Origin of the sequence: Paenibacillus sp. cl123, assembly GCF_900101595.1 — a bacterium.
Taxonomy (GTDB): domain Bacteria; phylum Bacillota; class Bacilli; order Paenibacillales; family NBRC-103111; genus Paenibacillus_G.
The window spans coordinates 46040-71425 of sequence record NZ_FMYY01000011.1; the positions used below are offsets into that span (position 1 = coordinate 46040).

The following is a 25386-nucleotide window of genomic DNA, read 5'->3' on the forward strand; positions in this document are numbered from 1 at the left end:
CGATCGATCAGCAGCGGTTACCCGCCGAAACGGTGGGCAGGCAATCCGGTGACGCGTGTTTTAAGCCTGAACAGACCTCCAGCATGCGGTTGCCCGCGCAAGGTCTGGTCATCCAGCCCTTCTCTTGCCGTCGTGATAAACAATTCATCCAGCTTCTCACCGCCAAATGCGCACGAGGTAACGAGGGATGCCGGTACAGGAACGGTTTCCATCAGCTCGCCCGTATAAGGATTCCACCTGGAAACCTTGCCGCCTCCCCACTGGGCGACCCAGATCATCCCCTCCCTGTCAACGGTCATACCGTCCGGGAGTCCATCGTCCTCCGGTATCGTCACAATCGTCCGCCGATTGCCTGCCGTTCCTGCGGACAAATCAAAATCGAAGGCCCAAACCCCTTTCGTTGCCGAATCGATATAATACATGAGGGTATTGTCCGGGCTCCAGCCGAGCCCGTTGGAAATGCCGACTTGGGTCACGACTGCCCGAACGCTCAAATCCGTGTCCAGACAATATAAAGTTCCCGCTGCCCGGTCGCCCTTCATACTCATCGTTCCAGCCCACAGCCGTCCGAGGGCATCACATTTGCCGTCATTGAAGCGATTGTCCGGCAAATGGGCTTCGGGGTCGCGCAGCTTCGTCAGGGCGCCGCTTTCCGGATCGAATTCATGGAAGCCGTCCTGCATGACCAGCATCAGCCCGCCCCTGCTCCTCGGGACAACCGCCCCAATCATGCGGTCAAATTCGGCTTTCTGATGAACACCCGTAGCCGGCTGATAGGTAAACAGCTTTTTGGCCGTGACATCGACCCAATACAGCACCTGATTGTCGGCATCCCAGCAAGGTCCTTCCCCGAGCGTCGCCCTTCCTGCTGCAAGCAGCTCCAGACGATTAACCACCTTCCATCTCCACCCCGCTCCTCTTCAAGCTTCCGCAACCATTCTGTTCGTCAGCGATCCCAGCTTCTCGATTTCGACAGTTACCGTATCCCCGTCCTTCAGCCACACTTGCTTCTCTTCCGGATAGCCCAGCACAACGCCTTCCGGAGTGCCGGTGAGGATGATGTCGCCAGGCAGAAGCGTCATATGCTGAGAGATGTAACTAACGATCTCGTCACAATAAAAGATCATATCGGACGTGTTGGAGTTTTGCCGCAGCTCGCCGTTGACGATGCTTCGGATCGACAGATCATTCGGGTTTCCAACTTCATCGGCGGTAACAAGGTACGGCCCCAGGGGGCTGAAGCCGTCGCAGGATTTCCCCAGCAGCCACTGGTTTGTGCGCATTTGCAGGTCGCGCGCGGACAAATCGTTGACGCAGCAATACCCGAAAACATGCTCAAGCGCCGCTTCCTTCGGTACGTATTTCGCTGTTTTGCCGATGACGATCGCGAGCTCCGCTTCGTAATCCACTTTTGAAGATACTTTGGGCAAGGCGACATCGGCCCCATGACCGGCAAGGGTGTTGTTGAACTTGTTGAACAGGATCGGGTACTGGGGAACCGCCATTTGCGATTCTTCCGCATGCTTCCGGTAATTGAGACCTACGCAGATGATTTTGCTCGGATGCGTCACACACGGTCCCAGCGTCAACTCAGCTTCATCCAGCAGCAACGGGGAATGATCTGCACCGGCAACAATCCGCTCGACAAGCTGATCGAGATTGTCCAGCGCTTCCGCCCCGCCTGCGATCGCCTCCATTATCGTCTGCGGGACGGAGTTATCCCCTGAAGCCGTCGAGAGTGCGCTCGTCACATCAAGCACACCTTCTCTCGTATGGACTCCAAAATGCAGCTTTACTCCCTTGAAAAAAGTAAGTAATTTCATAATATCCCTCGCTTTGTTTCATTAAACGAAACCGATGTTTCACTAAAAACATAACATAACGGAAATAGCTTGTAAATCACTAATGATCGCGCGGCGCTTCTCCGCTTCCGACGATGAGCTTAATCAGAATGTTGAAATCAATCATACGGAAGATTTGTACTCTCGCATCATGGAAAAGTAACCTCGGTTAAGCAAATTATTCTTTATTTGCTGGTCGTTATTTGGGTTGTCGGCGGCTTGGCCATTTAATATCTCATGAGAATCAACATCCTGTGATTCGTAAAACGAGGCCGTCCCCTGCACAGGAGACAGCCTCGTTTGTTATCCTTGTTCGTCCTCTCGGCGTTACACATTTTAAATACATATTTAAACATCGGCTATATCAACATAATCCGGTACCCTCTAACCGCCGGCTACTTCCCCGCCGCGATACCACTCCACCGTCTCCCGGACTCCTTGCTCCAGCGGAGTAGCCTGAAGCCCAAGCCGTTCCGTGCACTTCCGGCTGTCGACCACAAACGGCTTCTCCCATTGGTAGAGCATCTCAAGCGATTCTCTCGCCTCCGGCACAAAAATCCCCCCGATCCGCAGCGTGAACCGGTTCATGAACCGCACCCGATTCGGGAAGCCTGCCGCCGCATAGGCCAGCTCTGCGAATCTTCGGATCGTCACCGGAGCAGCGCTCGGCACATGCCAGACTTCGCCCAGCGCCTCGTCATGCCTACCTGCGGCGGCCATCGCTCTGCCGAAATCGCGGATGAAGGTAAAGGTATGCGGCTGATCCAGGCTGCCAAACATCCGAGCCGGCTTGCCCTGGACAAGCGGGCGGAAAAACATGCCGCCGAAGACGGAGCCCGTCGCCCGCGGCCCATAATAGTCCGAGCCCCGCACGAGGGCGGCTCGCAGCCGGCCTGCGCGCTGCGCCTCATGCAGCCGGCCGGACAGCTCGGCGCGCAGCCTGCCTTTCCTCGTATCCGCACGGTAAGGCAATCCCTCATGAATCGGGCCCGCGACCTCGCCGTACATATACAGATTATCGGCGACGATCAACTTCGCCCCTGTCCGGCATGCGCCTTCTACGATGCGCTCCTGCAGCTGCGGAAAGCGCTCTGCCCAACTCTGGTACGGCGGCTGGGCGCATTGATACACAGCTTCCGCTCCTTGCATCACCTTGGCCGCTTCCCCAGGCTCGTACAGGTCGGCTTGCTGAAGCCTCACCCCCGCAGGCATGCTGCCTAGGCCCGAGCGGTTCACCATAACCACCTCATGACCACTTGCGACAAGCTCCTCCATCGTATACCAACCGGTCGGACCTGTTCCCAGCACGACATGCTTCCCCACAATAACCCACTCCTTCAATGTTGCTTGCGCTCATGCAACCACAATAAACCCTCTAGCCGCTAGAGGGTCAATGCCTGTTGAAAGAATGGCCTCATGCCCGCGCTCAGCGACGCGCAATGGGGATTTGCAGCTCGATAATAAATTCCTCCGGATCGATCATCCGGCTCAGATCGACGATATATTGCTCCATGACGAGCCCGTCAGGCCGGTAGCCCTGCTCCTCCATCCAGGCCAGCATGCTGCCGTACAGCCGCTTGCATACCTCGGGTCCGCTGATGCCGCGATAGCTGCCGGTCAAGTGCCAGCCTTCCCGGATGACGCGCAGTCCCTCCCCGCGATCTGCCGAAGACAAGCTGTTCGCCGCAATAGGAATGCATACCTCCGTATCGGAATCCGTATAATTGACCTCCAGCCAGTCGTCATAATAAACGGTCATGATAAGACCTTCCGGCTCCAGACCCCGCCGCTCCGCCTGATGGAACAGCTCCACGAACCGCTTGGTATAGGGCTCCATGCCCGCAGGTCCCCGGCTCCGCTCCGACAGCACATGCCGGTCGTCGAAGTATTTCATCTCCACATAACCTTCCCCTTGGGCAAAGCTCTGCTGCAGGTGCAGCTGGACCTCCATCAGCTCGATCCGCTTGTCCATCGCCTCAACTCTCGCGGTCAGCGTCCGGATCCGCTCCTTTGCCTCTTCCTGCTTGCGCTTCATCCGCTCCAACGTAAAACCGATATCCCCCGCCTGGGCGATCTCCGCGATCTCTTCCAGCGAAAACTCCATGCTCCGCAAATCCTGCACGATCTTGATCAGCAGCAGCTCGCGGTTCCCGTAATAACGGTAGCCGTTCTGCTCATCGACGCTGGCCGGCACGACGATGCCGATCTGATCGTAATAACGCAGCGTCTGGATCGGAATCCGGCATATTTTCGCTGCCTGGCCTATTGTGTACAGCTGCTCTTGGCGCTGCTGCATGCATTTCCCCGCCTTTCTCGGATGGCTGTTGGTCAAGCCCTCGTACTCCATGCCTGGTCCCCGGAGCAACGCCAAAGCCGCCAGGAGCGGCTTGACTCCTGACGGCCTTCGACGAACGGGCGGCGGTCCGGCCGCCATCCCTATACCTACTTATACCGCTTAATAAATTCAACCGCCTTGCGGATATCCGCTTCAGGCTGCTGACCAACCTCGCGCTCGATCGTTAAATAGCCCTTGTAGCCGATCTCTTGCAGCGCGGCGAAATACGCGTCGAACGCTACCTTGCCTTCGCCAAGCGGCACTTCCTTGAAAATCTCGCCGGAGGTGACCATCTGCGCGATCTTGCCGTGGTCCATCGGCTCGAAGCCGAGGGCGCCGTACACCTCGCGAGGGTCGACCTCGCGGAAGCGGATGCCGTCCTTCACATGCGTATGCACGATGTAATCCTTCAAAATATATACGCCCTCGACCGGATCATCGCCGGTAACCATCACCATATTGGCCGGGTCGAAGTTGACGGATACGCCGTTTGTGCTCAGCGTGTCGAGGAAGCTTTTGAGATGCGCGGATCTCTCCGGCCCGGTCTCGATCGCGAAGTAGGCGCCTACGCTCTTGGCATATTGGCCCAGCTCTTCGCAAGCCGTCTGCAGGGAGTGATACACCTCGCCGTTTTTATCATCCGGCACGATGCCGATATGCGTCGTCACAATGTTCGTGCCGAGATCCAGCGCCAGGTCGAGGATGCGCTTGGACTTCTCCACCTTCTCCGGATTCGCCAGCTTATCCTGGAAGCCGTGGCCCCCCAGGTCGCCGCACAGCGCCGAAATTTCCAGCCCGAGGTCCGAGATATACGCGCGCAATTCCTTGCGGGCATCCGCCGACAGATTGGCCGGGTCCATCTCGCCGCTGACTGCATAAATCTGCACGCCGTCCGCTCCGACCTCCTTCGCTTTCTTCAAGCCTTCACGGACGCCGACCTGGAAGCTGTCCACGATCACGCCGATTTTATTCGTGAGTTTCATGTCTGCAACCTCCGCTTCTAGAATTGAATCTCTTCGCCCTTGACGCTGGACTCGTAGATGCCGCACAGGATCTTCGTAATCTCGAGGCCGTCCTCCACCGGACTGATCAGCTCGGCCCGGCCGAGGCAGCAGTTCACGAAGTGATTGATTTCATTCTGGAACCCTTCCTCAAAGTGGAAGCCCGGATAGTCGATTTGCGGCTGAATGTTCAAAATCGTGTTATGCTTTTCGGTTGCGATGACGAAGTCGGGTTCGATCTCCGCGCCGCCTTTATCGCCATAAATATTAACGGACGAAACCGTGTTTTTCTGATGCAGGGTGAAGCTGACGTCCACGAACAGCGAAGCGCCGTTCTCGAAGCGGATCAAGGCGTTGGCCAGATCCTCGACCGTATTTTTGGAAGCGTCGTAGTCCGCCGCCCGGTAGAAGCTCAGGTTCTCGATATGCGCGCGGTTGCCCAGCTTGTTGTACGTATTGCCGGAGACCGACTTCACCTTCGGACGGCCCATCATATACCAGCACAGATCGATGATATGTACGCCGATATCCATCAGCGGTCCGCCGCCGGAGCGGTCGCGGTCGGAGAACCAGCCGCCCGGATTGCCGAGACGTCTGAGAATGGATGCCTTCGCATAGTAAATATCGCCCAGATCGCCGGCATCGATAAATTGCTTCAGCACCTTCGCGCTGCCGCCGTATCTGCGGACAAAACCGACCTGGAGCAGCTTGCCCGAACGCTGGACGGCCTTCTGCAGCTCCTCGGCCTTGCCGATATCGGTGCTCATCGGCTTCTCCACCAGCACATGCTTGCCGGCGTCGAGCGCCGCGATGCTGATTTCCACATGGGTGTTATTCCAGGTGCAGATGCTGACAGCCTCAATCTCAGGATCGGCCAGCAGCTCGCGGTAGTCCGTGAACACCTTGCTTGCCCCATATTTATCAGCCGCGCTTTTCGCGCGCTCCTCGACCAGGTCGCAGATCGCCACTACTTCCACTTCCGGATTTTTCGCATATGCATTCAAATGGGCCGATGAGATAGAGCCCGCGCCGATCACGGCGATTTTTAATTTACTCATAAGTATATCCCTCCTCCAGCCAAATCGTAACATACGTCTTAGGCCATTGATAATACGCTTATTTGCCCTCTTTATGTCTCAATTTGCTGACGAGCGGCTTAGAAATCCGGTAAATCATGCGCGGCCTGCGGCCGATCGGGGAGAGAATCCGGCTTTTCGGCCTCCGCTCACCGGACTCGCTCTTTTAGGATTGCCGGAATTCCGACGGCGTCCGCCCGGTATGGCGCTTGAATTGCTGCCCGAAGTACTTGATATCCTCGTAGCCGACCATCCCCGCTACCTCGCTGATCTTCAGCTGGGTGCTCTGGAGAATATCCGCCGCCTTGCGCATCCGCTCCTGCGTCACAAATTCGATATAACTCTGCCCGGTCTCCTTCTTGAACACCTCGCTGAAGTGATTCGGGTTCAGATGCACGAAGCGGGCCACCTCCTGCAGCGACAGGTGGTGGTCCAGATGCTCGCGGATGTAAGCGACCGCCCGGTGAACATAAGAATAGCGGGAGTCGCAGATCGACTCGTGGAAGGCGGCCATCAGCGAAGACAGCAGCTTGAACAGCTCGTCCTCCGGTCTTGAGGAGGCGTTCAGGGCAAATCCGGTCCCTGCCTGGGCCACCCCGCCTGAGCCTCCTCCCCTGGCGCGCTCCAGCCAGCGGTGACCCGCGATCACGACCGACTGCAGGAACGCCTGCAGGGAAGCGGGCGTAGCCGTCTGCTCGTCCATCTGGCTGCGGACGATCTCATTGGCATAATAGCGCAGCTGCGTCAGGTTATTGCTCATCAGTATGGCGGCCAGCTCGCTCTCTTCCTTCTGCGAGCAGACCGTTCGTCCGCCGGTGCGCCGCCGGATATCCTCCATGTCGAACAGCCCTTGCTCGCCAAGCAGCAGCCGGTAAGAGCCGATATCCTCCGCCTCCAGGCAGGAGCGGTGAAGCTCGGCAAGCGAAGCGGCCGGTCCGCCCAAAGCGCCGAACACCGTACACTTGAGCGTGTCGCGCAGCCGCTGCAGCGACTGCTCCAGCCTGCGGCGCCAGGCGAAGCCGGGGCCCCCGCCGAGCACAAGCAGCAGCCGGTCCTGCTTCAGCAGGGAGATGCAGGGCAGCAGCTCGGAGAGCATATTCTCGGCGGCGCCCAGCAGCAGCTTGGCGAAGCGGCCCTCGCCCCAGCCGCCGGCCTGAACCAGCAGCACATGCAGCTCCGCACCCGCTCCAGTATCCCGCTCTCCGCCTATGACGCCTTTCTCCTGCATCCAGCGGCTTACCGTCTGCAGGGCCGCCTCATCCTCGGAAGCTCCGCCCAGCAGCTTCTCCAGCTGCTGGCTGCGCAGCGCGGCGTTCTGCACCTGCTCCTGGCGCAGCGTTTCCCATTTGCCGGCAATATTTTGCTTCGCCTTCATCGCCGCCTTAATAATCTCCTCGGGGCCGCTCGTCTTCAGCAGGTAGTCGGTCACGCCTTCGCGCAGCGCCTGTTGGGCATAGGCGAAGTCGTCGTAGCCGGTCAAGATGACGATCTCCGTCTCGGGAAGAAGCTTCTTGATCGCCTTGGACAGCTCGATCCCGTCCATCCCGGGCATCCGGATATCCGTGAGCACAATATGCGGCTTCTCCTGCGGGATGCGCCCCAGCGCTTCCTCGGCGGACTCGGCCGGCGGCAGCAGATCGAGCCCGAGCTCCTTCCAGTCGATCACCGTGCACAAGCCCGTACGGATAATGACCTCGTCGTCAACAATCATAATCCTCATGGGGACTCCTCCAGTATCGGTATCGTAAATGAAATCCGCGTGCCCGCTCCCGGCTCGCTCTCGATGCGCAGGCCTGTCTCGCTGCCGTAGTGCAGCTGCAGGCGCTGATGCACATTGCGCAGGCCGTATCCCGAGCGTCCCCGCTCCGGCTCTGGCGCCGGATTCCCAAGTCCGCCGAAGCTTCTGCGAATTTCGCGCAGCTTGTCCTCATCCATCCCTATGCCGGTGTCTTCGACGACGAAGGTCATCGTCTCTCCGCTCCGTTCGCCGTGCACATAAAGCCGGCCTTTTCCCTTCTTTTTCTGCAAGCCGTGCATGATGCTGTTCTCGATCAGCGGCTGCAGCAGCAGCTTCAGCATCGGAAGCGAATTCAGCTGCGGGTCGACGTAGAAGGCCGTCTCGAACTTGTCCTGGAAACGGATCGACATGATATAGGCGTAATTCTGGGCGTGGGCGACCTCCTGTTGAACCGGGCAGAACTCCTCTCCCTTGTTCAGACTGAAGCGGAGGAAATCGCTGAGCGCGCCGACCATCTCCGCGATCTGCTTGTCTTTGTTCATCAGCGCAATCCAATGGATCGACGACAGCGTGTTGTATAGAAAATGAGGATTGATCTGCGCCTGCAGCGCCAAAATATCGGCTTCCTTCTTCTTGGCCTCGCTCTGCTGCACCTGCTCCTTCAACCGCTGAATCCGGTCGCTCAGCTTGTTGTAGCTGTGCACCAGCAGGCCGACCTCGTCCTCGCTTTTCACTTTATAGGTCGGAATCGCCTCATCGGGATTGATGTCCTTCATCGTGCTGGCCAGCCCGGTGAGCGGACGCGTCACCCACTGGATGAAGGACAGCACCAGCGCGATGGCGAGCAGCAGGGCGATGCCGATCGCATACGCCGTGACGGTCAGCACATATTGATTCTGCGCGGTGTACACCTGGGTCGGGATCACGCCGACCAGCTTCCAGTTCAAGCTTGACAAGGTATGGTACAGCACGGTGTTGTCCTCCTTGCCCTCGCCGCTGTAGGTGAACACGCCGTCCCGGCCGGACAGTTCATCCAGGTTCGGCAGCCGCTCCGTCAGCGGCCGGTTCAGCCATGCCGGCGAATCGCCGGACAGGATATGCCCCTGCTGATCGATCAGCAGGACGAATCCCTTTTTCTCCCAACCCGACGCTTGCAGAATTTTACGGATCTCCGCCTCATCCAGACTGATCGACAGCGCGCCGACCGGCTGAAATTTGCTCGTGTTGCGGATCGGCCGGACAAGGGAGACGACGCGCTTCAAGCCGTCGGATGTCGTCTGATTCTCGTACAGGGATGTCCACCACTTCAGATTGTTACGCATGTAGTCCTCCTTGCCCTCCAGCTGTGCGGACAGCCCCGAATGGAGCAGCGTCGTGTTCGACAACGACGGGTAATCAAACGCGGAGGTGACCGTAATGTTGGAGATGTAAGGCTTGGAAAACACCAGATTGGTCAAAAAGCCGATGTTTTGCGTATACAGCGAAATATCCGCCCGTTCATTGTCCAGATACTGTTGAATATCCTTCTGGCCGATAATAAACACCGACATATTCTCCACATCCCGGATCATGAAGTCCAGCTTGTCCGCCACCTGGCGGAGCGTGTTCATCCCCGACTGCTTCTCCTTCTCCTCTGTGAGCGACAGCGCGATCCGGTAGGATACGGCTCCCGTTGCCAGCAGCGGCAGCACGACGGCGACAAGCAGCAGAAGGGACAGCTTGCGCTTTAACGATTTATTCAGCCAGCGTCTCAATGGAACGCCTCCCATAGTAAAGCATGCTAATAGTTGTATAGTAGCATATTCGCCATCCCCATCATACTTTTTTTAATGCAAACAAACTTTTTGTTTGATTTGTATTCAAAATGTGATACGATTTTTCCGTAAGGCTTGGTGCCATCCCTATGTGCTCTTCTCGAGTAAAGGTCGATTGGTAACACGGACAGCGCTAAAGGAGGTTGGGCATCCGGTGGAATCGGTTCAAGCCGAATGGACTTTCATGACGGATCTGATCAAAGGGATCGCCGCCCAGTTCGGCGAATGCTGCGAGGTCGTTCTGCATGACCTGACCCGCCCGTATGACAGCACGATCGTCGCGATCGAGCACGGACATGTGACCGGACGCAAGGTCGGCGACCCCGGCACCAATCTGGGGCTCGAGCTGCTGCGGGGCGAACGGGTTGACGGCAACAAATTTAATTACGTCACCCAGACCAAGGACGGCCGCCTGCTGCGCTCCACCTCTATCTACATGAAGGACAAGGAAGGCCGGACGATCGGCGCTCTCTGCATCAACTTCGACATCACCTCGCTGATGATGGCCGAGAAAACGCTTCACGGGATGACGATGACGAATCTGCAGACCGACGTCCGGGAATCGTTCGTCACCAGCGTCGGCGAGCTGCTGGATGCGCTGATTCAGGAGGCGCAGGAGCAAGTCGGCAAGCCGGTTGCGCTGATGAGCAAGGAAGACAAGGTCAACATGGTCCGGCTGCTGGACCGCAAAGGCGCCTTCCTGATCAAGAAGGGCGGCGAGAAAATAGGCAGCTATCTGAACATCTCCAAGTACACGTTATACAGCTACCTGGAGGAGAGCAAGCAAGAGCTGAACAAGGACTGAGCCAGAACTGGTCCAGAACTGAGCCAGAACTGAGCCAGAACTGAGTTGGAACGAGCTTAAAAGATTCCGATCGGGAGGATGAACGAAGCATGAACCAATTGCCCTCAACGCCCGGCGTTGTCATCGATTCGGCCGTCATGGAGCGCAACATTGCAGCGATGGCGGAGGTGGCCCGCAAAGCCGGCGTCCAGCTGCGGCCGCATGCGAAGACGCATAAGATGCCCTGGATCGCCCTGCGGCAGATCGAGGCCGGAGCAGCCGGCATTACCGTAGCCAAAGTATCCGAGGCGGAAGTGATGGCCGCCCATGGCGTGAAGGATATCTTCATCGCCTATCCGCTTGTTACGCCGGACAAAATCGAGCGGGCGCTGAAGCTGTCGGCGCAGATCCGGCTGATCGTCGGCGTCGACAGCCGGGAAGGAGCGCTGCGGCTGGCGCAAGCGGCGGCGGCAGCGCGGACCAGGCTGGAGGTCCGGCTGGAGATCGATACCGGCCTGCGCCGCACCGGCGTTCTCTACGAGAAGGCGCTCGAGCTTGGCCGCTTCATCAACAGCCTGGCCATGCTGCGCCTGACCGGCATCTACACGTTCCGCGGGGCGCTGATGGGCGGCAAGCCGACGCTCGATCTGCAGGCCGCCGGCGAAGAGGAAGGGCGGCTGATGGCCGAGCTAGCCGGGCAAATGCGCGGGATCGGCCTGCCTATCGATGCCGTCAGCGTCGGCTCGACGCCTACGGCAGCCTTTGCGGCAGCCGTCCCCGGCGTGACCGAGGTGCGTCCCGGAACCTATGTGTTCCAGGACCGGATGCAGGCACGCCTTGGCGTCTGCGGCCTGGAAGACTGCGCCGGCCGCGTCCGGGTCACGGTCATCAGCCGGCCCTCGGTCGATCTGGCTGTCATCGACGGCGGCAGCAAAACGTTCGCCACCGACGTGCAGCCGAATACCGACCCGCTGCAGCTGCGCGGGTTCGGCCATATCGCCGAGCTGCCCGACGCGGTGCTGGAGCGATTGTCCGAGGAGCACGGCATGCTGCGGCTCGGCCCCGAAGCGCAGCACTCGCCGCTTGCCGTCGGCGATATTTTGCATATTATTCCCAATCACATCTGCAGCACAGTCAACCTGCACAACCAGGTGTATATGCTGAGGGACGGGAAATACGAACCGGAGACCGTGCTGGGCCGCGGCAAGCTCGAGTAGCCCTCATTGGGCTGAGGGATTGCCTTGCTCTGTGCCTTCTACCGGCCGATCGGCGTGTGACCCAACAGCTGTCCCCCGCCGATCCCTTTTATAAACGATGGTCACATCATCCGCTTGCTCATGACTTACATTGCCTCGGGAGGGCTATTACATGTTGGATCTCATTATTCGCAACGGCCGCGTCGTGGACGGAACCGGAAACCCCTGGTTTTTCGGCGATGTGGGCGTCAAAGACGGACGCATCGCGGCCGTTGGGCGGATCGATCAGGAGGCCGCCAGAACGGTGCAGGCCCATGGCAAAGTGATCGCGCCGGGCTTCATCGACGGCCACTGCCACTCGGACCTGATGATCTTCGACCATCCGCACAGCGAGATCAAGCTGCGGCAGGGCGTTACGACCGAAGTGGTCGGCAACTGCGGGCTTGCCCCCGCCCCTTATGTGCAGGATCGGGCGGAGCTGCTCCGAACCTACGTCCAGCCTGTGCTGGGCCGCACATCCTGGGAATGGCCCTGGGAGACCGTCGCCCAGTATATGGATAAGCTGGCGGCCAGCGGTCCCTCCGAGAACCTGGCTACGTATGTAGCGCACGGGGCGCTGCGCATCTCCGTGATGGGCTTCGAGAATCGTCCGGCCACCCCGGCCGAGCGGGAGAGGATGAAGCAGGTGCTGGAGGAAGGCATGCGGGCCGGAGCGATCGGCTTATCCATCGGCCTGCTGTATGCGCCCGGCAGCTATACGGCCCGCGACGAGCTGGCCGACCTCTGCTCCGTGCTGCCGAAGTACGACGGTCTCCTCTCCACCCACATCCGCGGAGAAGGCAACAATCTGATCCCTTCGGTCAAGGAGGTCATCTGGATAGCCGAGCAGGCCGGCGTTTCCCTGCATATCAGCCATCTGAAGGCAGCCGGGAAAGCCAACTGGGGCAAGGTGCTGGAAGCACTCGAGCTGATCGAGGACGCGCGCGCCAGAGGCATGGATGTGACATGCGATGTGTATCCGTATCATGCCGGCTCCACCACGCTGACAACCGTGCTGCCGCCATGGACGCTGGAGGGCGGGATTACGAGCACGCTTGCGCTGTTCCGGGACCCCGCCCAGCGCAAGCGGATCAAGGAAGAGCTCGGACACGAGCAGACCGCGTGGGATAACCTGGTTCTCTCCACCGGCTGGCAGAGCGTCGTTATCGCCGCCATGCATAATGAAGCGAACCGTCCGCTGGAGGGCCGCTCGATCGCCGAGATTGCCGAGCTGCGCGGCCAGCATCCCGTGGACTGCATGATGGATCTGCTGCTGGAGGAAGAGGGCCGCATCTCGATCGTCTACTTCCATATGTCCGACGAGGACGTAAGACAGGTCGTCGCCTATGAGAAGTCGCTGATCGCCTCGGACAGTCTGACCTGCGAGACGGGCAAGCCGCATCCGCGCCTGTACGGCACCTTCCCGCGCGTATTCGCCCGCTACGTGCGGGAGCAGCGAGTTCTCTCGCTGGAGCAGGCCGTGCGCAAGGTCACCTCTTTCCCTGTCCAGCGTTTTAAGCTGGGCAAGCGGGGGCTGCTGGTTCCCGGCTATATCGCGGATATTACCCTGTTTGACCCGGACACGGTCGAGGACAAAGCCACCTTCGAGGAGCCGCGCCAATATCCCGAAGGGATCTCCCATGTCTGGGTGGGGGGCAAAGAAACGCTCAGCGATTCGGCCCATACGCTCGCCCGCGAAGGCGGCCTGATACGCGCGTCAACCTGCTGTCATCATCACTAAAGCGCCAAGGCGCATATCATTCACTTAACTTGGAGGTTGGATAAGCATGGCTGTTATTGAAAAACGTCTCGAAGAACTCGGTATCGTTCTCCCTCCTTCACCGGAGCCGCGCTTCACCTATATTCCCGCCAACCGTACAGGCAACCTGCTCTATTTGTCGGGCCAGGATGCCCGTGACGCCAACGGCGTATTGATCTATGAAGGCAAGGTCGGCAGCGACCTCACGATCGAGCAGGGGCAGGAAGCGGCGCGCCAGGTCATTATCAACTGCCTCGCCGTGCTCAAGGGATATCTCGGCGACCTCGACCGCGTCGTCAAAATCGTCAAGCTGCTCGGCTTCGTCAACAGCGCCCCGGGCTTCGGCGATCAGCCTTATGTCATGAACGGCGCGTCGAACCTGCTGGTCGATGTGTTCGGGGAAAACGGCCGGCATGCCCGCTCCGCGATCGGAACAAGCGATCTGCCGTTCCATACGCCGGTGGAAATCGAGATTATCGTAGAAATCCGCGACTAACACCGGTTCCTTCCGAAACGTTTGACTAAACCAACAAGCCCGCTCTTATGCCAGCTTCATCCGGCATAGGGGCGGGCTATCTTGAAATTTCGGTGTAAAATCGTTATAACTGTCTATAGGCCCCAGCCGGGCCCGAAGGAGATTATGCCATGACCCGTCCGCTTTTATTCGGCTTGCTTGCCGCGCTGATGCTGATCGGCACGCTGCAGCCTTGGCTGCCGGCTTCCTCGGGAACGTACCGAGATCAGGTAGCCGTATTGATGTATCATCATGTAGCGGATGACGCCGAGAGCTCGAGCACCGTCAGCACCGATCTGTTCCGCAGGCAGCTTTCCTATTTGAAGCAGCAAGGCTATCATTTCATCACGATGCAGGAGCTTATCCGCTATTATCAGGGGGACAGCGTCCCGGAGAAAGCGGTGTTCGTCACGTTCGACGACGGCTACCGCAGCTTCTATACGGGCGCGTACCCGATCCTGAAGGAACTGGATGTGCCGGCCGTCAACTTTGCCATCACCAAGGATCTCGAGAATCCCGACCTGCCGTCGATCCCCGCGCTCAAGAAGGAGCAAATCCGCGAGATGCTGGCTTACCGCCCCGGCATGTTCGACATACAGTGCCATACGCACGAGCTGCATTACAAAGCGGGACATGAAAGCGCCTTGTCCGGACGGCTGCAGACCTCGGCGGGAACTGCCGAATCCGATCAGGACTATGCGGCCCGCATCCGCCAGGACAGCGAATCATGCGCCCGCACGATACAAGACTTATATGGAGACCCTGTCGCCCCGCAGACATACGCCTATCCGTACGGGCTGCATAACGCCGCCGTCCAGTCCTATATTCGCGAGTCCGGCTTCCGCTACGCCTTCACGATTGTCAGCGGCATGGCGACCCGGAGCAGCGACTCTATGGCCATCCCCCGCATCAATGCCGGACATCCCGGCATCGAACCGGAGTTTCTGGACAAGTCGATTCAGCTGCGCATCGAGCGCGTTACACGTCCCCATAAGCCGGAAGGCGTCTGATCGAACAGGCGGCGGCGGATTCCGACAGCTCGGGAGCATAATGGCTCAGCTTGCGGATGAAATAACAGGTCTCCGGTAAATGATGCTGGAGGAACCGAAGCGTCGTCCGGTTCATGACTTTCCTGCCTTTGTACTTCTCGATGACCTCCCGGATGAACGCATTCATCTCCAAAGAAACGCGGCCCACCTCGCTTGCAAGCTGCTGCTGGCGGGGAATGCCGGGAGGCGCGAACCGCAAGTAGCCCCGGATATGATGGTTTTGAAGAATAAAGCCTTGGAACATAGCAATGTACGCATCCGTCTGGCGAATCACCCCGACCTCGATCGGGTCCAGAACATTGCGCAGCAGCACGGCATGACCAAGCTGATCCTCCAGCCATAGGTCGAGCAGCGACCATAGAGGCAGCTCCTCCGGCTGCTCTCCCCGGACATACGAGGAGAGCAGCCGCAGATACTCTGCATTTTCATTGAGTGTCCCGTTGAAATAAGTCGGCGAGAGATCGATCATCAGCTCGTTCTGCACCCGAAGGCTCTGGATAGTCCCCTCGAATCGATAATAGCCGACCGCCACCGGCCAAGCTCTGCGCGCGAAGTTCATCAGCCCCGCTTCTCCCGGCCCTGCGGCAGGGTCAAGTCCCTCCAGCTCCCGGATCAAGCCTCCGAACAGCTGCACGTACCGCTCCGCCTCTTTCACCTCATCGGCCCGTTCGGCCGACAGATGGTCCCGGACAAAAATCGCATGATCCTGCAGAATCTCCAGCCAAAACAAATGCTCCTGCCATACGGTGATAGTTGCGCTACCCTTCAACGTCTGCGCCCTCCTTTGTCCGACTAACCGACCGGATCGCATGAATGATCTTCGCCACCATTCAGGTATATGCCCCAAGCCGGGCTGGTAGACGCCGATACGGAAGGGCTATGCGTCTCAAGCGCCCGCCTCAGGCTGTATGAAACCCGGCTGATCCGGGATCGATGCCCGTCTTTTGCCGGATATGCAGCAGTACGAAACGACTAAGCCGCTCCTCCTCCCCGTCCAGGGAAGAAAAGCGGCCTTTTGTTGCCGAATCCGGCAGCCGAGTCCAGCTTCAAACGGACTGAAGTCCACGGCAGTTCGGCTGCGGGTTCGAGCGGTTTACCACTTATAAGACTTGCAGCCCTTCGCCTTCAAGGCCAGCTCGGCGGTACTCGGCTTGAAGAGGTCGAGAATACTTTTGCCTCTGCCGATATTATCAGGATTGGCTTTCAGCCCCGACTTTTCCAGCGGGTCGGTCAGATCCACCCTGAACGGACCCACGTCCAGCTTGCCGATTGGCGAGAGTTCTAAGCAGCCGCCTTCCCACCGGTCCTTTATCTTGAGTCCTGCCGTCAGAGATATGGGCCCTTTGACAATTTTGGCGGTCGCCTCAATCGACAGCCCGTCGCTGGTGAGCCCTTCTACTGGAGTGATTTCTATGCTTTTCCCTATGCCGAAGCCCGCCTCCAGGCAGGAGGAAAAGCCTTCATCCGTAATGCAGACGCGGCCTCCTCCGCCTAATCCGTTATAAGCGGTGGCCCCGACGCACAGCGTTCCGCACGGGTCGCGGTACTGCACCGGGTTATTGTTGACGTAGGCGTACAGATTGGCCTGGCCGCTCTCGAACAGGATCGGATCGCGCGCCGTCCATCGGCCCGACAGCGTATCCAGATCCCGGGCGCCGAATCTTATGAGTCCCGCTCCCCGGTCCTCCAGTCCGCCCGCATACCCGATCGGCAGCGCGAATCCCGGATTCGAATCCGCCAGCACGCCCCCGTAGCTGTCGTACGTCAGCCGTTTCACGACCTGCCCCTGAGCATCCAGCACCTGCTGCGGCGTCCCTACGCCGTCTGTAATCACATAATAACGGACGTTGTTGCGCTCCAGCCCGAGCAGCAGACCGTCTTGGTCGTACAGGTAATTCGTCAGCTCCCCGTTTTCGTTCACCGTGCTTGTCACCAGCTGCAGCGCTGTCGGGTCACCGTACAAATACTGGATAAACTTACCGGCTCCGTCCTCCCGGTACGTTCGTCTTCCCAGCGCGTCATACGCGTACTTGTAGGTAGCTCCGGATACGGTAGCCGTCAGCAGTTCCCCGCGAGCTCCGTACTGGAACGTATCCGCGCCGCGCTGACGGAGATAACCGTCTTCGTCGAAGCTGTACGCCGTTCCGCCTACAGCCGCCAGCATATCATGCGGTCCGTAGCTGCTCGTCATTCGCTCCGAACCCGTGACCTCCCGGGCAATCCGGTTTTTGTTCACATCGTATTCGTACGCTTCCTCCGTCGCGCCTCCCGGACCGCTGCGCTGCACATGCGTCAGCTGTCCGTCAAGATCGAAGGTATAGAGGATCGTCTCCGTTCCTTCCGGCGTCGTGACCGTCAGGCTCGTGACGCTGCCGCTCAGGTCGTATAAGGGCCGGGTGCGGTATACTTCCCGCCCGCCCAGCGTATAGATCCGTTCCTTCTGACGGCCCAGCTCGTCGTACGTCTGCGTCACCTGCAGCTTGCCGTCCTGCATCCCGGCCACGCTTCCGTTCGGTCCGCTCCGGTCGAACGTAAACGGTCCGTACTTGACCAGCCGGTTGGCGGCATCCCAGTCCAGATCGGTCGTCACGTGAGCGGTCTGCGACACGCCATAGACCATTCTCGTGACGGCGGTCTGGATTCTCTTCAGATTGGCCAATTCGTCGTACGAATAATCATAGACGCCTTTGGCCTTGCCCGTGATCGTCTGCTTGCTCGCCAGATCGCCGACATACGCATACTCGTTGACTTGCGGCAGCGATCCGGGAGCCACGCCGACGCTCTCCAGCTTCTTGGCCCGGTCCGTATTGTCCGCATATTCGAACGTGCGGCGAATATCCGCATCATTCATGCCTGTGATCCGCTTGCCGCCGGCCGCATCGTACACATAATCGATCTGGCGGCCGCTGCGCAGCGTTGACCGCTCCAACAAGCCTCCGTCGCCATGCTCCAGGCTGATCCAGCTCGGGGACTCTGCTGCCCCAAAGCCGGCAAATTGGCCCAGGTCATTATAGCTTTGCTTGTAGGCCGTACCGTCCGGCATAGTCAGACCGGCCAGCTGGCCAAGCTCGTCATAGGAATTGCCGTATACTTTGCCGCCCGGTGTTGTGGAGGAAATCAACCGGTCGGCTTCGTCATAAGCGAATGTCTGCGAACGACCAGCCGCGTCCGTCAATGCCGTGAGCCTGTTACGCTCGTCATACGTGTACTTGGCTAGCTGTTCTCCGCGCGTTGCTTGGGAGAGCCTTCCCTTCTCGTCATACGTATATACGATCGAAGCAAGCTGCTGGCCCGGCCATTCCACCTGGACCACCCGGCCTTCCGCATTGTAAGAGAAAACCTGCTTCAACCCGTCAGGACCCGTCTCGGTCAGTTTCCGAGATTCGGCGTCATATTTCATCTCGGTGACGGAATAACCTGTCTGGTGCGTATGCATCAACGATTTCAAGCTGCCGTCCTCTTGCATTTCCACAGCGCGCGTTTCGTTGAAGGTTGCTTTCTTGCCGTTAGGCTGTGTCAGCGTCGCCTCCTTCATGACCGGCACATCCATATCCCAGCGCGGATCGCCTGTCATCGTCTTCGTCATGACGCTTCCGTCCGGAAGCTCGATCCGCTCGCTGCCCGGCCGCACCGTGGCCACCAGACGCGCGCCGTCCGGGTCGGTCGTCGTGCGCTGCACACCACCTTCGATCCGTTTCGTTTCGTACACGGTCGAACGGCCTTCCGCATCGGTAAAGGTGACCGTCGTCCCATCGGCCGTATCTGTGCGGCTCAGCGTCTGCAGGCCTCCGGCCCCATTCTCGGCACGGATCAGCAAGCCGTCTTCGTCGTAATCGTAACGGCTGGTCTGATTCAGCGGGTTGACGAAGGTTTTCATCAGTCCCCCGGCATCGTATGTCATCCGGTATGTCTCGCCGGCCGGACTTGTGACCGCAATCAGACGGCCCTGCTCATCCGTCGTCAGCACCGTTCGCTGGCCACCTGCTCCGACAATCGCCATCGGCTTGCCGGCGTCATCCCGCTCAATCTTTACGCTGTTGGCACTCCGGTCGGTAATCCGCACCAGACGGCCTTCTTCGTCATAATTCAGCTTGGTCAATACAGTCTCTGTTAGAGCATCCGTCGTCTGGACATGTGCTCTATCTTCGGGCTTGAACTCGTAGACCACCTGGCCGCCTTCGTCAGGAGTCGCAACCAAGCTTTGAGATTCGCTCACCAAGAAATAGTGGATATGATGTTCATTATTCATTGTTACAACAATATGTCCGCCGTCAGCGGTAACGGCAATCAGATCAAACTTATACGTTGCCTGTTCCGAGACCCATGACGGATTCTCCAGCTTCTCAAGAAGGCCGTCTTGCGCTACACGGTAAACACTCCGGTCGCCGGTCCTGAAATAGACGCGGTCCCGCGCGTCCAGGAAAAACCTGCTAAATCCGCTGAACACCGTATTGGAAACGAAGTAGAACTCAGCTTCCGTTGCTTTCATACCGTGAGCGGCCGGCTTGCTTCCAGGCTCATCGAGCAGCACGCCCGCCACCCGGGACAAGGTGCCGTCTGGGCTTAGCTTGCGCACTCTCGTGTAAGTGCGGTAATCGTACCAAAGTGTGCCGGCCGTCGTATCGGACATATACAGAGAGCCGTCGCTTCCCATCCGGATCTGCTCGACCGCGCCGATGCCCGCTTTGTCGCCGGGACCGCTATCCTTGCCTTTAGCCATATGATCGCCAAGCTGTTGAAGGATGCCGTCCGGGCCAATTTTGTAGAGGGTGGTCCGATTGGGAACCAGATTACGGTCGCCCGGACGGATAGGGGTAGACGTGAAGTAAACAGAGCCGTCTGGACTTGCCGCCAGCTCGTCGATACCTGCCAGCGCTACACTCTTGGCCTCCGCTCCATCCGGCAGCGGGGTCGTCGGCCCCCCTCTCCCCGTGCCTGCAATAACCTCCCAGCTGGTCTGCCCCTTCGTTTTGCGAAGCAGCTGGTATTTGCCCGAATCGTAGCTATAGATCGTTCCCTGGGCGTCAACCGCGATGACGTTCCCGTTGGACAGCGGAACATCCGCCACTTTGACTACTTTTCCTTTCGGGTCGAGTCCTGCAATCACTCTGCTCTGCTTAAAGAAGTTGACTGCAGAATAATAGATCCACCCATTCATGCCGGTCGTCATCGTATGGTAGTCGATGGTATACTCTTCGAGCGAGAAGCTGCCCCCGCCCGTCTTGCCGGTGAAGTCCACTTCGTCCCGCAGTGACATATTTTTGGTTTGCGTCGTGCCGTCTCCCAGCAGCAGTCTTCTTGTGCCGTCATCGTAGATATGATGCGGATCAAGGCTCCAGCCTGCAACGCCGGCAGCCGCGTACGGGTTGCGCGGACTTTCCAGCACGCCGTTCCAGCTTTGGCCTACACGGATCTCGGAAGTGCTCCGCAGACCCGAGATCACGACGGACGGGGCAGCCGAGATGCGGCCGAAGCTGTTCTCGAAGTCAGCGGACGCCGGATAATACTGCGCTTTGTATACGTAGTCCACGTTGACCGTATACGGATGGGAGCCTATCAGCTCGCGGCCGTAGGCGTCCTTTCCGTCCCACTCGAACGTATACGTCTTGTTCGAAGCCGGGGCGAAGCTCGCCCGGTGCAGCTTGCCTCCGATCTGGATGCTCACGTTCATCCTTAGCAGCGAAGCCGGCAGCGGCTTGTCGTCGCTCACCGGAATCTCCAGCGTCGACTTCGCTTTGTAGCCTTCCTCCCGCTCGGTCATGTAGTTCAGCATATACGGCGTTCCCGCGATCGGGATCTGTTGTCCTAGCGTCTGATTCTGGCAGCCGATGATCGAGCCCTTCTTCTTGCACGGATCGTCTTCCTTCTTCCGTTTCTCCCTAGGCTCCCGGTCCGGCGGCGATTCGGCGTCTCCGGGAGGACCGTACGGCCAGTTGTGATCATACGGCGTGAAGTGCGTGATCGGCACCCGCCACAGCGTCTTCCCAGGCTCATACAGCTCCGCCAGCTTCCGCTGCTCTTCCTCCGTAACGCCCAGCTCCGCCAGCTGCTCCGCGCTGTCCGCCGCTCCGTCTCCGTTCGCATCGATCGCGGCCAGACCGTTCGTCTCCGAGACGATCCCGATTACCTTGCCGTTCGGCGACGCGATCCAGCGTCCCTTCTCCCGGTCGTAGTACGCATTCGGCACCGTTTCCCCGGCCGGGAAGCCGATGAAGTTATCCAGGTAATGGTACACCTCCCGGTCGAACGTCACCTCTGTCGCCCCCGCCTGCACCGCTTCGTCCGCCGACAGCTCCACCGCATACGTGTACGCCACATACGGCGGCAGCTCGCCCGGCATCGCCTTCGGTCCTTCCGGCCCTGCCGTATATTCCGTCGAGCGGAAGCTGATGCTCGGCAGCGGCTGCTCCGTCCCGTCCGGCAGCTTCATCGTCGCCGTCGTCCCTGCCGGGAACAGCACCGTCGACTGGCGGCTTCCGTCCTCGTCCGTCACCGGCGTTCCCTGCGCGACCTGGATCTCCGTGCTGTTCTCCAGCTGCACCTGCGTCACCTTGCTGTCGTACGCCGTCAGCACCACATCCTCCAGATGCTCGTAATCCCCCGGCGTCGCCTGCTTCTTCCGCTGCACGGTCATATAGCCGTCCTTCTCATACTGCAGCGTCCAGATCCCGTCTCCGTTGACCGCCAGGTCGAACATCCCGTCCGCCCGGCTCAGCGTCTGGCCCCACTCCGGATGATCCAGCACCGTGATGCGCACGCCGCCTACCGGCGCCTGGGCCGTGTCCAGCACGCGCCCTCTCAGCACGCCTGCGCGTTCCGCTTCGATCGCGCCCGGCTGTACGCCCGTCTGAATCGGGTTCGGCCCCGTGTACAGGAAGTCCGTCAGTTCCTGGAAGCTCGCTTGGCCCGACGCCGGCACCTCCGTCGCTACGCTGCCCGGATCGGGCGGCAGGTTGCCTCCGCCGCCGGTCGGCGTCGCCTGTACCGCCTCGGACTTCGCCGACTCGTTGCCGCTCTCGTCATAGGCGGTCACGGCCAGCTCATAGGCCGTGCCGTTTGTCAGTCCGGCCGCCGTATAAAAGGCGGTCTTGCCCGCCTCTTGGGCCGGCCCCCATGAGCCTGCCGCCGCTTCGCGCACATACACGCGATAGCCGGCCAGATCGGGTTCGGCGTTCGCCGTCCAGCTCAGCGCCACCCGGCCGTCTTGAGCGGCGGCTGCCAGTCCTGCAGGCACGGCAGGCGGCGTCGTATCCGGCTGTTCCCCGCTGAGCGGCGTCGCGCTGACGATCGCCGACTTCGCGGAAAGGTTGCCGCTTGTGTCATACGCCGCGATGGTGAATTCATACAATGCGCCGTTCGTCAGGCCCGCTACCGTATATCCGCTCTCGCGCCCGTGCTTATCGGCTTCGCTCCATGCCGGTCCTCCCGGCGCCCGCCAGTAAACCCGGTAGCCGGCCAGGTCGTCCTCGGTGTTCGCCGTCCATTCCAGCGTCATCCGCCCGTCCCCGGGTTCCGTCCTCAGCCCGCTTGGAACCGCCGGGGGCGTTATATCCGGCGGCGGATTGCCCGCCTCCGGCATGGCCCGGACAATCTCCGATTTCACAGATTCATTGCCGCTTTTGTCATAAGCCGTCACTGCGAACTCGTAGGTCTTGCCATTAGTCAGACCCGTCACAGAATAGGTCGTCGCCAGCAACACATCGGTACCGGCGCCCCAGAAATCTGCGCCCGCTTCCCGCTGATAGAGCCTGTAACCGGCCAAATCGGTTTCGCCGCCTGCCCTCCAGCTCAGCGCGATCATGCCGTCTCCTCGCCGTGCGTTCAAGTCGGCCGGAGCTGCGGGAGGCGTTCGATCCGGGGTTTCCGTCCCCGTTCCGCCATCCGAACCGCCCGAGCCTCCGCCGCCGCCTGTCCCTGCTGTCCTGCCATCCAACCGTATATGCCCCAGGTCCAGCTTCTCTCCCGCCTTGGGCGACCTGTAAGTGTCGGCCGCATCCGTGCGTAAGCACTCACAGGCGTCCGTTGTCTTCGCTTCTCCGTCCAGCAGCGACAGCGCTTGTATCGCCTGCTGCGTATGCAGCAGGGTCAAGTCCGCGCGCCCGGCCTTCGCTGCTGCCGCCCGAATACCCGCATCCGAGATAAACGACAGCCGGTAGACGCTCTCCGGGGCGACATACGCCGTGAAGGAGCCATCATTTTCCGTTATCGCGTAGTAGGTCGGATTCGTCGTAAATGCCAGCACCACCCCGTCGGCCGCCTTGCCGTCGGCCCCCGTCAGCTTGCCTTGCAACACGGCCGCTTTGTCCGCGACGATAGAGTACGAATCCGCGCCTGGCGTCCAACGAACGCCCCGATAGCCGGCAATGCCGTCGCTGACGGCATAAATATCATATTCGCCCCCGGCCAGCCCGAGCCCGGAAAGCGTATAACCTCCTCCGCGATCCGTCTTCCCTCCCGCGAGCGGAGCGCGCTTCCCTCGGGCATGCACCCGGACGGCTGCATCCGCAAGCGGCTTCCCGTCCGCTGACGTTACGGCGACTGCAAGCGGCTTGGCCGTCTGCGGCTCTTTAAGCAGCTTCCAGACGCGATGCAGCGTGACGGCCGCCTCCGCGCGGGTCAAATTTTTCTCGCCGCGGAATGCTCCGTCTTCGTAGCCTTGGAGGATACCCGCTTCATGGAGAGCCGCTATAGAGGGGGCCGCCCATGCCGGAATCCGGCCGCTGTCGGTGAAGCCTGCCTCTTGGTCCGCCTTTCGGCCGGTCAGCCGCGCCAGCATCACGGCCGTTTCCTGCCGGTTCAACGCCGCCTGCGGCCGGAACGCCCCTGCTTCGTCTCCCTCTACCAGCCCCAGACGGGCCGCTTGTTTGACTTCGCTTGCATACCACTCCTCCCCGATATCCGTAAAGGACGGCTCTTTCCCGTCTCCCCTCCCTGCCTGAGGCAGCTTGGCGGCCAGACGATTCATCATCGCCGTAAATTCCGCTCGGGTTACGCTTCTCTCCGGCTGGAAAGTTCCGTCTTCATAGCCGCCTACGATGCCTTCCCCCGCCAGCTCCGCTATCTCGAGAGAAGCCCACGAGGGCAGCGGATCCTTCCAGCTTTCTATGCTGCTGTCTGCCTCTCTCCCTTCGCTCCTGACCGTCGCAGCCGGCGCATCCGCCGCTCCGACCGAACCAGCAGGCTGCGCCGCCAGAGCTGCCGCCAGCAGCAGCGGCATCTTCCGCTTTAACCATGTACTGACCATCCATGCCTACCTCCTCATCCTGATTGCTCCGACATAGTATAGCCGCAGTCATAGAAGAGGCGTAAGCGCCTACCCGACTAAGCATGTCACAAGATTTGTCATTTTTTGCTGTCATTTTGGTGACATTTTCCCTCTGCCGCCCCCATTCGGCCCCGCCCCGTTTGACTCGGCAAAAGCTGCTCGGTAAAATGGGTACAACTGACAATTGGGGGTTATAACGCTGTATGAATACTGTGATCGAATTGCTCCAGCGCCATCGCTCCATCCGCAAGTTCAAGCCTGTGCCGCTCACTTCCGAGCAGATCGATGCGATTGTGAGTTCCGCTCAGATGGCGTCCAGCTCCAGCAATGTACAAGCTTACAGTCTGATCGCCATCCGCGACGCCGGCATCCGAAGCAAGCTGGCCGAGCTGGCGGGGAACCAGAGCTACGTGGCGGACTGCGGGCTGTTCATCGTCTTCTGCGCGGATCTGCAGCGGTTGCAGGAAGCGACCTTGAGGCATCGTGAGCCCTTTCACACGAATACAGAAAGCTTCCTCGTCGCCACCGTCGACGCCGCGCTCGCCGCGCAAAATGCCGCTGTGGCCGCCGAATCGCTCGGACTTGGCATTTGCTACATCGGGGGCATACGCAATTCAGCTGAAGAAGTCAGCCGTCTGCTGAAGCTTCCTCAGCTCGTCTATCCGGTGTTCGGCCTGTGCATCGGCACGCCGGACCAAGAGCCGTCTCATCGCCCGCGGCTTCCACAAGCCGGTGTGCTGCATTGGGATGCTTATGACGAAGAGGCTATGAAGTCCGGACTCGACGAGTATGATCGCATCATGCATAATTACTATAAGGAAAGAACACAGGGGAAAACGCTCACCACCTGGTCGCGGGGCATTGCGGACAAGTACAAGAAGCCTGTCCGGGCCCATATGAAAGCTTTCCTGGAAGCCCGCGGGTTCAAGCTGAACTAAGCTGGCGCAGCAGCGGCCTCGTGCGGCATTCATCCTT

Annotated in this window: 16 protein-coding genes; 6 read left to right on the forward strand and 10 right to left on the reverse strand. The window is 59.7% G+C overall.

Annotated features, from left to right (window positions below; all coding sequences use genetic code 11):
- Window positions 1-17 precede the first annotated feature (17 nt).
- The 8 genes from BLR08_RS17780 to BLR08_RS17815 form a co-directional block, all read right to left on the reverse strand.
- A complete protein-coding gene (locus BLR08_RS17780; RefSeq protein ID WP_072337908.1) occupies window positions 18-896 on the reverse strand; it encodes an SMP-30/gluconolactonase/LRE family protein in 879 nt (292 codons plus the stop codon).
- Between the two features lie 24 nt (window positions 897-920).
- Window positions 921-1823, reverse strand: coding sequence for a fumarylacetoacetate hydrolase family protein (locus BLR08_RS17785; protein ID WP_072337909.1), 903 nt, complete (start codon window positions 1821-1823; stop codon window positions 921-923).
- Window positions 1824-2225: 402 nt separating this feature from the next.
- A complete protein-coding gene (locus BLR08_RS17790; RefSeq protein ID WP_072337910.1) occupies window positions 2226-3164 on the reverse strand; it encodes an NAD-dependent epimerase/dehydratase family protein in 939 nt (312 codons plus the stop codon).
- A gap of 103 nt (window positions 3165-3267) precedes the next feature.
- Window positions 3268-4137, reverse strand: coding sequence for a MerR family transcriptional regulator (locus BLR08_RS17795; protein ID WP_072337911.1), 870 nt, complete (start codon window positions 4135-4137; stop codon window positions 3268-3270).
- A gap of 146 nt (window positions 4138-4283) precedes the next feature.
- Window positions 4284-5159: a sugar phosphate isomerase/epimerase family protein gene (locus tag BLR08_RS17800; RefSeq protein WP_072337912.1), complete on the reverse strand. Its 876-nt coding sequence runs from the start codon at window positions 5157-5159 to the stop codon at window positions 4284-4286.
- Between the two features lie 17 nt (window positions 5160-5176).
- Window positions 5177-6235 carry a Gfo/Idh/MocA family protein gene (locus BLR08_RS17805; protein WP_072337913.1) on the reverse strand — a complete coding sequence of 353 codons (1059 nt, stop codon included), beginning with the start codon at window positions 6233-6235 and terminating at the stop codon, window positions 5177-5179.
- A 184-nt stretch (window positions 6236-6419) separates the two neighbouring features.
- Window positions 6420-7973, reverse strand: coding sequence for a response regulator transcription factor (locus tag BLR08_RS17810; RefSeq protein ID WP_072337914.1), 1554 nt, complete (start codon window positions 7971-7973; stop codon window positions 6420-6422).
- A complete protein-coding gene (locus BLR08_RS17815; RefSeq protein ID WP_072337915.1) occupies window positions 7970-9745 on the reverse strand; it encodes a sensor histidine kinase in 1776 nt (591 codons plus the stop codon). The genes BLR08_RS17810 and BLR08_RS17815 overlap by 4 nt, the downstream gene beginning before the upstream one ends.
- Before the next feature lie 214 nt (window positions 9746-9959).
- On the opposite strand from BLR08_RS17815, the gene BLR08_RS17820 reads away from it, so the two are divergent.
- The 5 genes from BLR08_RS17820 to BLR08_RS17840 all read left to right on the forward strand — a co-directional run bounded on the left by BLR08_RS17820 (window position 9960) and on the right by BLR08_RS17840 (window position 15107).
- Window positions 9960-10610 (forward strand): helix-turn-helix transcriptional regulator, encoded by a 651-nt coding sequence (locus BLR08_RS17820; RefSeq protein ID WP_072337916.1) that lies wholly within the window; start codon window positions 9960-9962, stop codon window positions 10608-10610.
- Between the two features lie 89 nt (window positions 10611-10699).
- On the forward strand, window positions 10700-11806 hold the full coding sequence (locus BLR08_RS17825; protein WP_072337917.1) for an alanine racemase: 1107 nt from the start codon (window positions 10700-10702) through the stop codon (window positions 11804-11806).
- 151 nt (window positions 11807-11957) lie between these two features.
- Window positions 11958-13565, forward strand: coding sequence for an N-acyl-D-amino-acid deacylase family protein (locus tag BLR08_RS17830; RefSeq protein ID WP_072337918.1), 1608 nt, complete (start codon window positions 11958-11960; stop codon window positions 13563-13565).
- 46 nt (window positions 13566-13611) lie between these two features.
- Window positions 13612-14079 (forward strand): RidA family protein, encoded by a 468-nt coding sequence (locus tag BLR08_RS17835; RefSeq protein ID WP_072337919.1) that lies wholly within the window; start codon window positions 13612-13614, stop codon window positions 14077-14079.
- 149 nt (window positions 14080-14228) lie between these two features.
- Window positions 14229-15107, forward strand: coding sequence for a polysaccharide deacetylase family protein (locus BLR08_RS17840; RefSeq protein ID WP_072337920.1), 879 nt, complete (start codon window positions 14229-14231; stop codon window positions 15105-15107).
- Here BLR08_RS17840 and BLR08_RS17845 read toward each other — a convergent pair.
- Window positions 15076-15915, reverse strand: coding sequence for a DUF2935 domain-containing protein (locus BLR08_RS17845; protein WP_083537552.1), 840 nt, complete (start codon window positions 15913-15915; stop codon window positions 15076-15078). The genes BLR08_RS17840 and BLR08_RS17845 overlap by 32 nt on opposite strands.
- A 324-nt stretch (window positions 15916-16239) precedes the next feature.
- A complete protein-coding gene (locus BLR08_RS17850; RefSeq protein WP_090586311.1) occupies window positions 16240-24390 on the reverse strand; it encodes an S-layer homology domain-containing protein in 8151 nt (2716 codons plus the stop codon).
- A gap of 224 nt (window positions 24391-24614) precedes the next feature.
- Here BLR08_RS17850 and nfsA point away from each other — a divergent pair, with 224 nt between their 5' ends.
- A complete protein-coding gene (gene nfsA, locus BLR08_RS17855; protein WP_072335330.1) occupies window positions 24615-25349 on the forward strand; it encodes an oxygen-insensitive NADPH nitroreductase in 735 nt (244 codons plus the stop codon).
- Window positions 25350-25386: the final 37 nt, after the last annotated feature.